Raw genomic sequence first — 13,351 nt, 5'->3', positions numbered from 1 at the left:
ACGCAGACTGTTTTGTTTCTTATTCAGGAACAAGCCCAAGAAACAAACGCTCTGGGACATCTGTAGAAACCATGGGCAAGATCTCTAAAAAAGGTTCTAGATATCTTAGACATGCAATTTATATGATTGCTGAGTTTGCCAGACGTCATAATCCTGTTCTCAAACATCAGTTTGAAAGAATCAAGAACGGAAACAAGAAAAAACATAAGCTGGCTAATATCGCAATCGCAAATAAAATTGCACGATATATCTATTCCATTATGAAAAACGAAAGCGGCTTTGTAATTCTTCATGAACATATCATGAGATTACCAGAAGAAACCCAAAATACGTTCTTCAATTCAATATCATTAGACTTTCCTGAAAATACTAGAAAACAGATCTATCAGTATTCTGATATCGACGGTGAAGTACACAAGTTTGTATACACCAAATTAGAAGAGACGATGATCATTTAATAGTATATAAAAGTCTAGTGTAAGAGCTTTCAACGATACGATGTTGAAAAGTTCTTTTTAGTGTACTCTTTTTTAGAAAAGAAAGAGGATTTTTATAGAGGATTCACCTCTAAATCAAGACAAATGCCTATAAATTCAATAAATTCCTAAAAAATAGATTATTTATTGACATCTAATAGTTTGTCTTTTAAACATACCGCCTTATAATAACATATACAAAAAAATATGCCTTTTTATTTTAATATATATAATTTGTGCAATTATTCCTACCACCGTACCTGATACAATCCCAAGTAATATCAGATATGGAAGATAATAGATAAAGGCAGAGGTAGAAAAGAAGACAAAGGCAACTAGTAACTGCCCTATATTATGAGATACACCTCCTACTATAGAGACAACGATATTTGAGAAGAGATGTGTCTTTACCATCGATGCCATAATACTAATAGAAAGAAATCCTCCAACTAAGCTATAAAGCATCATATAAGGATTTGTGAATGTGATTCCTATAATAAAGATACGAAGCAATGCGACACCCAATGCATATTTAAATCCAAAGCATAAAAGAATTGTCAAAGACACAATATTAGCTAAACCAAGTTTTGCGCCAGGGATTCCCAAATAAATAGGAAACAACATTTCTATATAATTCAATATGATGGATATAGTACAGAATATTGCAAGAAAGCATAATTGTCTGACTTTAGTATGCTTGATCATCTTGTTGTTTTTCATCTCCTGACACCACCTCTACAATGAGTTTATGAGGAAGACAGATGATACTCTGCCCCTTTTTATTAATTGTCCCCTGCTTGATACATAAATGATCTGGACAGGTGGCTGAAATCATTCTTATTTTATGATTTTCTATTTTTAATATATTCTCTTTATTAATATGTATTGTTTGATTTTTATTTAGATCATAATAGCCATAAACTTCTTTGTTTAAAGTAATTTTAATCATATTACTCTTAGACTGAGGACGAAGAAGAAAACCAGCAGCAACTATAATTAATAAAATAGCCAATACATAAATATCATATTTTCTGTTTTTCATTATTTACTCCTTGTATAATAGAATAAGGAGGTGCTTTATGAATAGAATATTTTCACTTATCCTATGTTTTTCTTTACTTAGTGGCTGTAAGCCTAATAATGAACCCATTACTCAGAAAGAGTTCTGTTTAGATACCATTGTCTCTATTACTTTATATGATTCATCTTCAAAAAAGATTCTAAATAAGTGCTTTGATTTATGTAAGAAATATGAGCTACTTTTCTCTACAACGAACACAAATAGTGAACTCTATCAAATTAATCATAATAAGAATAAGACCCAATATCAAACTATTTCTAACGAACTCGCCTCTGTTATTAAACAGGGACTTTATTATAGTGAGTTATCAAAAGGCACTTTTGATATTACGATTGGTGCTGTTAGTTCTTTGTGGGATTTCAAGAGTGATAAAGCAACTTTACCCGATGAAACTCTCTTAAAAGAAAGTCTTAGAACAGTCAACTATCAAAATATTATCTGTCATCACAAAAGAATACTCTATAAGAATCCTGATACAATGATAGATTTAGGTGCAATAGCAAAAGGATATATAGCAGATAAACTCAAAGAGTATTTAATCCAACATAAAGTCAATAATGCCTTGATTAATCTTGGCGGTAATATCCTATGTGTCGGAGATAAGATGACAGAAGGATATCGTATTGGAATCACCAATCCTCAAAAAACAGATGAATCTATTATAAGTACTAAGATAGAAGATAAATCAGTTGTGACAAGTGGTATTTATCAAAGACAGATGAAACTCTACCATCATGTTTATCATCATATTTTAAACCCTCGTACGGGTTATAGTTATGATAACGGACTTGCTTCTGTCACTATTATATCCCCTTCTTCAATGCAGGGTGATGCATTAAGTACTGTATGTTTCTCACTTGGATTAGAAAAAGGCAAAGCACTCATTGAGTCACTAGACGATGTAGAAGCATGCTTTATTGATACAAATAACCAAATCACTTATACAAAAAACTTCAATCACTCTTAAAAAAACCCAATAAAGGGATTTTTTTATTGGATGACTTTTCTAGGACATTTTTCTACACATGCCCCACAATTTGTACACTTAGAATAATCTATATGTGCTAAGAAATCATCGACAGTAATTGCTCCATTTGGACATACCTTTGTACATAAACGACAACCAATACAACCTGATTGACAGCTTTTAGTGACAACTGGTCCCTTATCATGAGAATTACATTGAACACGATGTATTGCATCATAAGGTACCATTTCAATCAGATGATTAGGACATGCTTCCATACATTTCTGACATCCTTTACATTTTTCCTTATCTACAACAGCTACACCATCTACAATATGGATTGCATCAAAATCACAAGCCTGCACACAACTTCCTAAACCAATACAGCCTGAAACACACATCTTACCACCTTTACCTGGCACTAATGCAGCACTTAAACAATCTTTAATACCTGAATAATCAGATATAGGTGTGACTTTATCACAAGTTCCTTTACATTTCACAAAGGCTGTATAACGTGTACTTGCCTGTGCAACCTGTCCTAGAATAGAAGCAATCTTTGCACCTACTTCATTGCCTCCTACAGGGCATTGATTACTAGGTGCTTCTCCTTTTGCAATCGCATGAGCTAAACCATCACATCCTGGATAACCACAGGCACCACAGTTATTACCTGGAAGAACAGATCTGATTTTCTGCTCTTTTTCATCTACAACAACCTTAAACTTCTCACTTGCAATACCAAGAACTATTCCAATAAATAGTCCAATCAAACCAACAAGGAGAGTCGCAATCATAATTGACTTCATATTCATTCTCCCCCTTTAAATCAAGCCTGAAAAGCCAATAAAGGCAATGGCCATCAAACCTGCAGTAATCAATACAATAGGTGCCCCTTTGAAGCTATGAGGAATATCATTATCTTCTATTCTTTCTCTAATTCCTGCAAGAATAATAATAGATATAGTGAAGCCTGCAGCTGTTCCAAAACCAGCGACAACACTTGTGATGAAATTATAATGATTCTGTACATTCGTCAAAGCCACACCAAGTACGGCACAGTTTGTTGTAATCAGTGGTAAATAAACACCTAGAGACTGATACAGCCCTTGTGAATATTTCTTTAAGAATAATTCTACTAATTGGACAAGTGCTGCAATAATAAGAATAAACGCAATTGTTTCTAGATATTCTACATGGAATTTCACTAATAATCGATAAAGAAGTGAGGTGACAGCTGAGGCAATCGTAATAACGAATATTACGGCACCTCCCATACCTGCTGCTGTTTCTATTTTCTTAGAAACACCTAAGAATGGACATAAGCCTAAGAATTGAGATAAAACAACATTATTGACTAATGAGACACTAATTAAAGTTAAAAGTAATGTTTTCATCATTTCTGCGCCTCCTTCTTGTATTCTTCAAAGCAAGTAATACCATGACAATGTGTGCAATCTCCGCCACATTCTAGTGTAGACGAATGTTCAATGTTGGTTGCGCTTGGTAGTTTTAATTTATTTTGTATCGCGGTTAACATAGATAAGACAAAGAATGCCCCTGGAGCCATGATAAAAATAGAAATAGGTTCATAGGCTTTTGGCATGATTGTATAACCAAAAGCAGTACCAGCACCTAAAAGTTCTCTCACGAGTCCAATACAAGTAAGGGCTAAAGTAAATCCTAAACCCATACCTACACCATCTAATATAGAAAGAATAGGATTATTCTTAGATGCAAATGCTTCTGCACGACCTAGAATAATACAGTTAACCACAATAAGAGGAATATAAATACCTAATGTATCATATAAAGATGGAAGATTTGCCTGTAATAGGAGCTGTACAACTGTCACAAGAGTTGCCACGATGACTATATAAGCTGGAATTCTAACACGTTCAGGAATAATCTTACGTAATGCGGAAATCACAAAGTTACTCATAATAAGTACAGCCATTGTCGTGAGTCCCATACCCATCCCACTCATAGCTGAAGTTGTGACAGCAAGAGTTGGACACATACCTAACATTAAGACAAATGTAGGATTTTCTTTAATAATGCCATTATAGACTGGCTTGATATATTTATTCATGTTGTCCATCACCTTTCAACAGATCATAGAAATCAAGCGCACCATTGACACCATTTGTGACAGCTTTAGAAGTGATAGTGGCACTAGAAAGAGAATCAATTTCATTATCTTTCTCTTTACCTGTTTTAGTAATGACAAATGAATCCACCTTCTTATTCAAATATTGTAATCTAAAAGATTCATTCTTCGCGTTCATACCAAGCCCCACTGTTTCATTAATAGATAAGATTTCTACACCTTTAATCTGTTTATTTAAATCAATTCCAATAATAAGTTCTATTTCACCACCAAAGCCATCTTTATCAGTTACCTGAATAACATAGCCTTGTAGTTTATTATCTTTATAAGCCCCTAAAGCATTAGTGATTTCAATACCATTTTTACCATAATCTCTTGTAAGAAGCTTTGGACTCTGTTGAATGAGTTTGCTGTAATCTGCCTTGAAATCATCTGCTTCACTCATAACCTGCTTATAGGCAAGAAGCTTTGTTTCTTCCTGTTTTGCGGCTATTTTATCTTTTGTAGAATTATAAACAAAACCAAGGAGACATCCAGATACAATAGTAATGATAAATAAGATGCATGTATCCTTGATGATTCTCTTTATATTCATGATACCACCGCCTTCTTTGTTTTATAGAGAAGTGTATATTTCTCAATAAGAGGTACAACAAGATTTCCTAGAATAATCGCATAAGAAACACCTTCTGTGGTTGTCCCAAAGAATCTAAATAAACCAGTGAGTATTCCTATTAAAATACCAAAAATAATCTGGCCTTCAAAATTAATAGGTGTTGTCACATAATCAGTGGCCATAAAGAAGCAGCCAAGCATTAAGCCTCCACCACATAACTGGCATGCGAGATAATAGAAATCAAAACGGAATGGTGAAAAAATAAGAGTAAAGAGTGAGAAAGAAAGAAGATAAGCCACTGGTATAGTTGGTTTAATGACTCTCTTTACTAACATATAAGCGCCACCTAGTAAAATCATCAGAGTGGATGTTTCACCAATAGTCCCTGCTGTTGTACCGATAAATAAACGGAACAAGTCATAATGAGATCTCGTTTCAAGAATTGCGAGTGGCGTTGCAGTAGTGACACCATCAAAGACGAAATTTGTCATTCGACCAGTAAATGAAATAAGCAAGAAACAGCGTGCTGCCAAGGCAGGATTCATAAAATTCTGTCCTAGTCCACCATATAACTGTTTTACGATTATAATCGCAAATAGAGCACCAATGATTGGTATCCATAAAGGAACAGTGGATGGAAGATTTAATGCAAGAATGAGTCCTGTTACAATCGCAGAACAATCCTTGATTGTAATAGGCTTCTTCATAAAGTATTCAAATAGATATTCAGATAATACACAACTAAGTACTGATACAACGACTATAAGTGCTGCATTTAACTTAAATTGATAAATACCATAAAGTGTTGCAGGCATCAATGCGATAATGACATCAATCATAATACGTGTTGTATCTGTTTGATCACGTACATGAGGTGATGATGATGTATGTAATAGTTTATTCATAACATTCCCCTACTTTCTTTTAAGAGATGCAACAGTTGACTTACATTTTCTAATAGCCTGCGTCATATTTCTTTTTGCAGGACATACATAACTGCAGCATCCACATTCTATACATTCCATACCATTCAGTTGTATGAATGTATTGATATCATTCTTCAAAGAAGCCTGATAAAGCTTTTGAGGAATAAGATAACCTGGACAGGCATCTATACAGCGTCCACATCTAATACAAGCTGTAGGCGTATTTAATGCCACTTCATCATGAGTAAAAGCAAGAATAGAACTGCTTGTCTTTACGGCAGGAATATGAAGAGAAATAAGAGAACTACCCATCATTGGACCTCCACTGATGATTTTCTCTACATTCTCTTTCAAACCACCACGTGATTCAACAATAAACTGGAAATCAGTTCCTACAGGAACCTCTACATTACAAGGTATATTTACTCCATCTCCTGTAAGAGTCATGACTGTAGAAATTAAAGGACGATCATATTTAATCGCATCTCTAATCGCAAGAACTGTGGCCACATTATCTACAATACAACCCACATCAAGAGGAAGCATCTTTGAATTGAGTCTTCTTCCAGTCAATGCTTCTATCAACATTCTTTCTCCACCCTGTGGATATTTGGTCTTCAATACTTTAACGCTTATTCTTTCTTCATGTGCGCATAGTTTTTCTAATGTATGAATCGCTTCTTTCTTATTATCTTCGATTCCAATATAGCCTACAGCATGAGGATAAAGAGTTAACATGATCTTTAATCCTTCAATCAGTTCTTTAGATCTTTCAAGCATCAAACGATAGTCAGATGTAAGATAAGGCTCACACTCAGCTCCATTCACAATAACATATTCTATTTTTTCTGGTTCTCTTACATTGAGCTTCACATGTGTTGGAAACCCTGCCCCACCTAGGCCAACTACACCTGCATTTTTTACTTTTTCTATCTTTTCTTCAAAAGTAAGTGTATCAATATTATTTTCATGTGCCTCATAATCCGATGTATAATTTCCATCATTTTCTATAACGACTGCATCCTGATAATGACCTGATGCATCCTGTCTTTTTTCAATACGTTTCACTATTCCTGACACAGAAGAAATAATATTTGCGGAAACATAACCACCCGCCTGAGCAATCAATGTACCTACATGTACTTCATCTTTAACCTTTACTACAGGAATACTTGGTGCACCAATATGCTGTTTCATTAAAAAAACAACCTCCTGGCTGGCTTCTAATTTTTCTATTTGTTTATCTTTCGTATATTCTTTTCCATCATAGGGATGAACGCCACCTCTAAAAGTAATCATATTTCAAATCTCCTTTAATACTATTTTAGGACGATATGAGAAAAAATGAAAGCCTTTACATTAAGTTAATTTATTCACTAAACGTTTATAAATTCACATAAAAAAAGACCATGCATTAAGCATGGTCGAAGCAAGTATTAGTCTAAATCAGCACCGTTAGATTCAAATACTTTCTTGATATAATTATAAGATTTCTTTGGAATACGTTTCATATCTCTTAAATCTTTATTTGTTCTATTAACATAAACAAATCCATAACGCTTATCCATATTACACATACTAGCTAGGATATCAATTGGTCCCCAAGTAATATAACCTAAGCAGTCTACACCATCTTCAAACATTGCGTTTTCCATTTCACGGATATGGTCTCTATGATAGTTGATACGATAATCATCTTCGATTGTACGACCTTCAGCAAGCATTTTATCTACTTCATCCTGAGTCATATCTTCACGCCATCCAATACCGTTTTCAAGTACGAATACTGGTAAACCTGTTCTATGATGTAAATCATTTAAAGTCCATCTAAATCCAACTGGATCGATTTCCCAATGCCATTCATTGGCTTCACAATGAGGATTCTGGATCTGCTGTTCATTCACACAGTCACAAGCTGGTCTTTCATAATCAAAGACACCAGTCTTCACTGTATTAGAACGATAATAAGAGAATGCGATATAGTCTACAGTATATTTTAATAGTTCTTCATCGCCTTCTTCAAATGTAGGCATCCATCCACGATTTTCTAAGTAAGCATTCCAGTAATCAGGATATTTACCCTGAGCAAATGTATCAACAAGATAACCATTTAATAAATTATAAGCCTGAGTTGCGAATAAATTATTTTCCGGGCTGTTGTCATATGCATAAATATTAGTGATTGCACCCATACCACAGAACTTAGCATCTGGCTGCATTTCTCTTAAAGCACGTACTGCTTTACAATGAGCCATCATAACATTGTGATTTACCTGGTATAAATGTTTAGGAAGACTTACACCTTCAGGAATTTCTTCAGCGTTAGAAACTCTTAACATCATTGAATGAAGGTTCTGCTCATTGAATGACATCCAATGTTTCACTCTATCACCGAATCTTTCAATACAAACTTTTGCATATCTTTCAAAACAGTCTACAACATATCTTGAAGCAAAACCATTGTAGTTCTTTACAAGATGATAAGGCATATCGAAATGTACTAAAGTGATCATTGGTTCAATGCCTGCAGCAAGTAGCTTATCAATTAAATCACTGTAGAACTTTACACCTTCTTCGTTTACTGGTTCATCTAATGTACCATTAGGAATGATACGGCTCCAGCAGATTGAGAAACGATAGAAGTTGAATCCCATACCTTTCATTAAAGCAATATCTTCATCATAACGAGTGTATTCATCAATTGCATCATTCCAGTCAGAGAATTCAGGGTTCATAGGTCTTACGTCATAGATACAAACACCCTTTCCACCTTCGTTTCTGTGTCCTTCAGTCTGGAATGATGATACTGAACCACCCCAGTAAAAATCTTTTGGCATTTTTCTTTCCATTTTATGTGTCTCCTTTATCTTATGAACTCATTTTATCAATCACACCTCATATATGTAAACTGTTTCAAGGTTGATTATTATGACGTTTCATAAAAGATGTAAAAAGAGGACAATTAATGAAACTCCGTTTCATTAATTCAAAAGAAGATACTTGAGATAGTTTTTAATATCCTGTATTTTGGCTTCTATCTGAAGATAGATATAATCATCACGATAGTCAACCTGTTCCACATAGGTATGCTCATAGAGATATTTGAAATCTTCCCCCTTATCATAAGGAATACCTAATTGGAAAGTTTCATAATCCTTAAAGAGGATATGACTTATTTCATCTTCTAACAAATCTAAACCAATCTTTTCCTTCGCAGATATAAAAACATAAGGAGTTACAGGATGTACATAACCATACTTATTTAAATCGACCTTGTTGTACACATAGATCATAGGTGTATTTTCAACACCTAATTCTTCTAATACCTTATTGGTTGTATCAACCTGTAATTGATAATCTTCAAAACTTGAATCAACAACATGGAGTAATAAATCTGCTTCTTTCACTTCTTCTAAAGTGGAACGAAATGCCTGAATCAGATTGTGTGGTAAACGTTCAATAAAACCAACTGTATCAGTAAGCAAACATGTATGATTCTTAATCTTTATATTTCTAGTAGAAGTCTGTAATGTTGCAAATAACATATCCTTCTCAAATACTTTTTTCTCTTTATTTTGACATAAGGTATTGAGTAAAGTAGACTTCCCACTATTTGTATAACCTACTAAGGCAATTACAGGGACATTATTACGTTTACGTCTTTCTCTTTGTGTTTGTCTTTGTTTTACAATCTGTGCGAGTTCTTTTCTAGAACGGGACAACTTTCTAGAGATAATACGACGATCTAACTCAATCTGTTTTTCACCAGATCCTCTAAACCCAGAACCACCTTGCTGATGTGACATATGTTCCTGCATTCCTGCAAGTTTTGGTAATAAATATTGGTCTCTGGCTATTTCTACCTGTAATTTTGCTTCTTTTGTCTGTGCACGCTGTTCAAATATACGAAGAATTAAATCTGTACGATCTGTTACTTCTGTTTGTAATTGATCAGTAAGGTTCTTTACCTGTAATGGAGATAGTTCATCATCAAAGATAACCATTTCTCCATCTAATCTTAATCTGATTTCTTCTATTTTACCTTTACCAATATAAGTGGCAGGATTAATTTTTTCTAATTTCTGAGTAACAACATCTTCTACTTCAATATCACATGCAATACATAATGATTTGAGTTCATCTACGTAGAAGGGATTGTCCGATGTTATAACTAATATAGCTTTATTCATATAATAAAAGAAGAATTCCTTTCTTTAAACTTTTACTCATTATAACATGAGTTTTAGAAAAGAATTCTTTTAATGTTTATAAACCGTCAGTATATTTATTTAGTGAGGAGAAGAACGATATATTAATAGTCATAGCTATCAATGGTTGTTTACAAGCTTACCTTATGGATATCTCAAGTTATAATGATTAACTTCTGGTTCTATATTACAAAGGAGGATTTCTGCTCCCTCTCATTTAATTATTTAGGTAATACTACAAACATATAGTTTTCATCACCCATATCAAGTCTGTAATAATAATCACCTACCTGATTAGGACCATCCATTGAATCCGCAAGTAATGAAAGCCATTCTGTTGAAGAATGATCTTCTTCTGATAGAGTTCTCAACAAAACAATGGACCATAAATAGAAATCAGTTTTTTTCTACACTTGTATCAGAACGACATGCAATTGTCTCTAGTTAGTGATTATCTAGAGAATACAATAACATATACTGAATATCTGTTGTGATTCCATTATCTTTGATATCATACACAATACCTAGATTTCCACTTGAACAAAGTATAGAATGAATTGATACATCAGATTTTGAAGAATAAGAGTCTTGCATTTTCTTATTTACTTCAGCCGGATTTTTTTATAAACCCCTTCTGTATGAAAATCACTTTAGATAACTTAAAACAATTATTCATTAAGCAGTTATAATTTACATTGACAAAAAAAGACACCAATTTTGTGGATGTTTAAATCCTTAAGTTGATGCCTTTGAACTCTTTTTGATTCAATTATTTTCCAAAATATCTATCTAATAAACCTTTTAATGCTTTACCATGTCTTGCTTCATCTCTTGCCATTTCGTGAACTGTATCATGAATTGCATCTAAGTTATTCTTTTTAGCACATGTAGCAAGTTCAACTTTACCTGCAGTTGCACCAAATTCACAGTCTACACGCCAAGCTAAGTTATCCTTAGTAGTTGCTTTCATATTTGGTTCTAAGTCTTCACCTAACATTTCAGCAAACTTAGCAGCATGTTCTGCTTCTTCATAAGCTGCTTTTTCCCAATATAAACCAATTTCAGGATAACCTTCTCTATGTGCGATTCTAGCCATACATAAGTACATACCAACTTCTGAACATTCACCTTCAAAGTTTGCTTTTAACTGATTAAAGATATATTTTTTATCTTCATCACTGATATCAGGATTATTTTTTACAGTCTTAGCATAAATACCATATTCATGTTCAGCAGCTAATTTCATTTCACCTTTTACTTCTTCAAACTGATCACCGCTTACATGACATACTGGGCATTCAGCTGGTGCTGCATCTCCTTCATAAACATATCCACACACTTTACATCTAAATTTTGCCATATTCTTTTCTCCTTTTTAATTCCTTATTAGGAATGATTACTATTTAAGTATAACATATAATTCTATAATGTCAATGGATTTGACTTTTCATTGTAAACAAAATCTGATTCCAATGTGATAATGTCTCAATGTATCCAAGTTGATAATGTCCCAATTGGGACATTATCAACTTGCCGTGTTAAACTATAACCTCCGAGGGAGGTTATTATGAGAAAGGTTGAATTGAGAATGAATGAGCAGAATAAGTATGAAATAATCAAGAAACTTGTAGAAACAAATGGAAATAAGAAGAGAGCAGCTACTAGACTTGGCTGTACTGTAAGAACTATCAATAGACTTATCATTAAATATAAGGAACAGGGAAAGAAGGGTTTCGTGCATGGCAACCGTGGAAGACTGCCTGCTTCTGCAGTTCCTTTGGACATAAAGAATAAGATCATCTCCTTTTATATCAATGATTTCTCTGATGCAAACTTCACTCACTTCTGTGAAATTGTAGAAAGTGACTTCGGTATAAAGATAAGTGATACTACTCTCAACAGCTGGATGAGAGCTGAGGATGTGCTCTCTCCAAAGGCCAGAAGAAAAACAAAGAAAGCCTTGAAGAAAAAACTTAAGGACAGAATGAATGACACTGCTTCTGAAAAGGTTAGGAATGAGATAAAGGAATCAATCAATATACTTGATGAACAGGATGCACATCCAAGACGTCCTAGATCAAAGTATGAGGGTGATATGATACAGATGGATGCATCATCATTCCACTGGATTGAAGGAGAAGTGTGGCATCTGCATGTTGCGATTGATGATGCAGACGGAAAGGTTGTAGGAGCCTACTTTGACCGTCAGGAGACACTTAAAGGGTATTATGAGGTTCTTTATCAGATTCTTATTAATCATGGCATTCCTGCAATGTTTTATACGGACAGACGCACTGTATTTGAATATAAAAGAAAAGACAAGCCTTCAGATGCTGAGGATACATTCACTCAGTTCTCTTATGCCTGTCATAATCTGGGAATTGAAATAAAAACTACGAGCGTACCCCAAGCAAAAGGCAGAGTCGAAAGACTCAACCAGACGCTCCAGTCACGATTACCAGTCGAACTAAGGCACGCTCATATCACAAACATAGAGGACGCTAATGTATTTTTAAACTCCTACATAAAAAAATACAATAATCAGTTCGCTCTACGCCTTAATAGTACCAAATCGTAATAAACTGGTTCAAAAGTCAAGGACAGAATGTTGACAGTCCCTGCTAAATGAGCATCACCGCAAGGTGGTGCTCATTTTTTTCGCGCCCGCTATCCAGTCTTTTTCCACGACGAAAAGAAGTCCTGATTTTATGGACTTTTCTCGATATATTATTTATGATTTGTCTAATTAGTATAATGCATCAAGATCCTTATAATAGTCCAGTTCTGTATAGTTATTCCAGTTCAATGGATCCTTAAGCAGTTTTTTGACCTCGGCTGTTGCTTCATGAAAATAGAAATTTAAAGCCTTACTAATCTTCTCAATGATTTCCGAGATTTTCTTCAACTTATCCTCTACTAGTTTCTGCTGTTTTACCCATTTCCTGTTTTCGTCTTTCATCTTCTTCA

Annotated in this window: 16 protein-coding genes; 3 read left to right on the top strand and 13 right to left on the bottom strand. The window is 34.2% G+C overall.

Going from position 1 to position 13,351, the window contains the following annotated elements; translation table 11 throughout:
• Positions 1 to 458: transposase (locus tag ACFOZZ_RS02850; RefSeq protein ID WP_376814662.1), on the top strand; the 458-nt coding region annotated here is incomplete at its 5' end.
• A gap of 201 nt (positions 459 to 659) precedes the next feature.
• On the opposite strand, the gene ACFOZZ_RS02845 is transcribed toward ACFOZZ_RS02850, so the two are convergent.
• Together ACFOZZ_RS02845 and ACFOZZ_RS02840 are read right to left on the bottom strand one after the other, a co-directional pair.
• Positions 660 to 1,196: a Gx transporter family protein gene (locus ACFOZZ_RS02845; RefSeq protein ID WP_286697012.1), complete on the bottom strand. Its 537-nt coding sequence runs from the start codon at positions 1,194 to 1,196 to the stop codon at positions 660 to 662.
• Positions 1,165 to 1,518 carry a NusG domain II-containing protein gene (locus tag ACFOZZ_RS02840; protein WP_286697011.1) on the bottom strand — a complete coding sequence of 118 codons (354 nt, stop codon included), beginning with the start codon at positions 1,516 to 1,518 and terminating at the stop codon, positions 1,165 to 1,167. Before ACFOZZ_RS02840 ends, ACFOZZ_RS02845 begins: the two co-directional genes overlap by 32 nt.
• A gap of 37 nt (positions 1,519 to 1,555) precedes the next feature.
• On the opposite strand from ACFOZZ_RS02840, the gene ACFOZZ_RS02835 reads away from it, so the two are divergent.
• Complete coding sequence (locus tag ACFOZZ_RS02835; protein WP_376814661.1) at positions 1,556 to 2,524, top strand: FAD:protein FMN transferase; 969 nt, start codon at positions 1,556 to 1,558, stop codon at positions 2,522 to 2,524.
• A 23-nt stretch (positions 2,525 to 2,547) separates the two neighbouring features.
• Here ACFOZZ_RS02835 and ACFOZZ_RS02830 read toward each other — a convergent pair whose 3' ends face one another.
• The 10 genes from ACFOZZ_RS02830 to ACFOZZ_RS02785 form a co-directional block, all read right to left on the bottom strand.
• Positions 2,548 to 3,333 (bottom strand): RnfABCDGE type electron transport complex subunit B, encoded by a 786-nt coding sequence (locus tag ACFOZZ_RS02830; RefSeq protein WP_238703680.1) that lies wholly within the window; start codon positions 3,331 to 3,333, stop codon positions 2,548 to 2,550.
• A gap of 15 nt (positions 3,334 to 3,348) precedes the next feature.
• A complete protein-coding gene (locus ACFOZZ_RS02825) occupies positions 3,349 to 3,921 on the bottom strand; it encodes an electron transport complex protein RnfA (RefSeq protein ID WP_055233461.1) in 573 nt (190 codons plus the stop codon).
• On the bottom strand, positions 3,921 to 4,616 hold the full coding sequence (gene rsxE / locus ACFOZZ_RS02820; protein ID WP_055233453.1) for an electron transport complex subunit RsxE: 696 nt from the start codon (positions 4,614 to 4,616) through the stop codon (positions 3,921 to 3,923). The genes ACFOZZ_RS02825 and rsxE overlap by 1 nt, the downstream gene beginning before the upstream one ends.
• Positions 4,609 to 5,229 (bottom strand): RnfABCDGE type electron transport complex subunit G, encoded by a 621-nt coding sequence (locus ACFOZZ_RS02815; RefSeq protein ID WP_278778668.1) that lies wholly within the window; start codon positions 5,227 to 5,229, stop codon positions 4,609 to 4,611. Before ACFOZZ_RS02815 ends, rsxE begins: the two co-directional genes overlap by 8 nt.
• Positions 5,226 to 6,155 (bottom strand): RnfABCDGE type electron transport complex subunit D, encoded by a 930-nt coding sequence (locus tag ACFOZZ_RS02810; protein ID WP_055233452.1) that lies wholly within the window; start codon positions 6,153 to 6,155, stop codon positions 5,226 to 5,228. Before ACFOZZ_RS02810 ends, ACFOZZ_RS02815 begins: the two co-directional genes overlap by 4 nt.
• A gap of 9 nt (positions 6,156 to 6,164) precedes the next feature.
• Positions 6,165 to 7,475 (bottom strand): electron transport complex subunit RsxC, encoded by a 1,311-nt coding sequence (gene rsxC / locus ACFOZZ_RS02805; protein WP_278860587.1) that lies wholly within the window; start codon positions 7,473 to 7,475, stop codon positions 6,165 to 6,167.
• Positions 7,476 to 7,612: 137 nt separating this feature from the next.
• Positions 7,613 to 9,025, bottom strand: a complete 1,413-nt coding sequence (locus ACFOZZ_RS02800) for a glycoside hydrolase family 1 protein (protein WP_376814660.1) — start codon at positions 9,023 to 9,025, stop codon at positions 7,613 to 7,615.
• 132 nt (positions 9,026 to 9,157) lie between these two features.
• Positions 9,158 to 10,366: a GTPase HflX gene (hflX, locus tag ACFOZZ_RS02795; protein ID WP_376814659.1), complete on the bottom strand. Its 1,209-nt coding sequence runs from the start codon at positions 10,364 to 10,366 to the stop codon at positions 9,158 to 9,160.
• A gap of 239 nt (positions 10,367 to 10,605) precedes the next feature.
• Positions 10,606 to 10,758: a hypothetical protein gene (locus ACFOZZ_RS02790; protein WP_278778675.1), complete on the bottom strand. Its 153-nt coding sequence runs from the start codon at positions 10,756 to 10,758 to the stop codon at positions 10,606 to 10,608.
• Between the two features lie 395 nt (positions 10,759 to 11,153).
• Entirely contained in the window at positions 11,154 to 11,744 is a 591-nt protein-coding gene (locus ACFOZZ_RS02785) for a rubredoxin-like domain-containing protein (protein ID WP_055233448.1), read from the bottom strand.
• Positions 11,745 to 11,951: 207 nt separating this feature from the next.
• Here ACFOZZ_RS02785 and ACFOZZ_RS02780 point away from each other — a divergent pair, with 207 nt between their 5' ends.
• Positions 11,952 to 12,962, top strand: a complete 1,011-nt coding sequence (locus tag ACFOZZ_RS02780) for an ISNCY family transposase (protein ID WP_376814658.1) — start codon at positions 11,952 to 11,954, stop codon at positions 12,960 to 12,962.
• Between the two features lie 168 nt (positions 12,963 to 13,130).
• On the opposite strand, the gene ACFOZZ_RS02775 is transcribed toward ACFOZZ_RS02780, so the two are convergent.
• A partial coding sequence (locus ACFOZZ_RS02775; RefSeq protein WP_376814657.1) for a hypothetical protein occupies positions 13,131 to 13,351 on the bottom strand: 221 nt, incomplete at its 5' end.

The organism is Catenibacterium sp. GCM10023432, assembly GCF_042651925.1.
In the GTDB taxonomy this organism is placed as follows: Bacteria; Bacillota_I; Bacilli_A; order Erysipelotrichales; family Coprobacillaceae; genus Catenibacterium; species Catenibacterium mitsuoka.
Note: the sequence above shows the minus strand (reverse complement) of the source record. Positions and strands in the feature narration are given on the sequence as shown.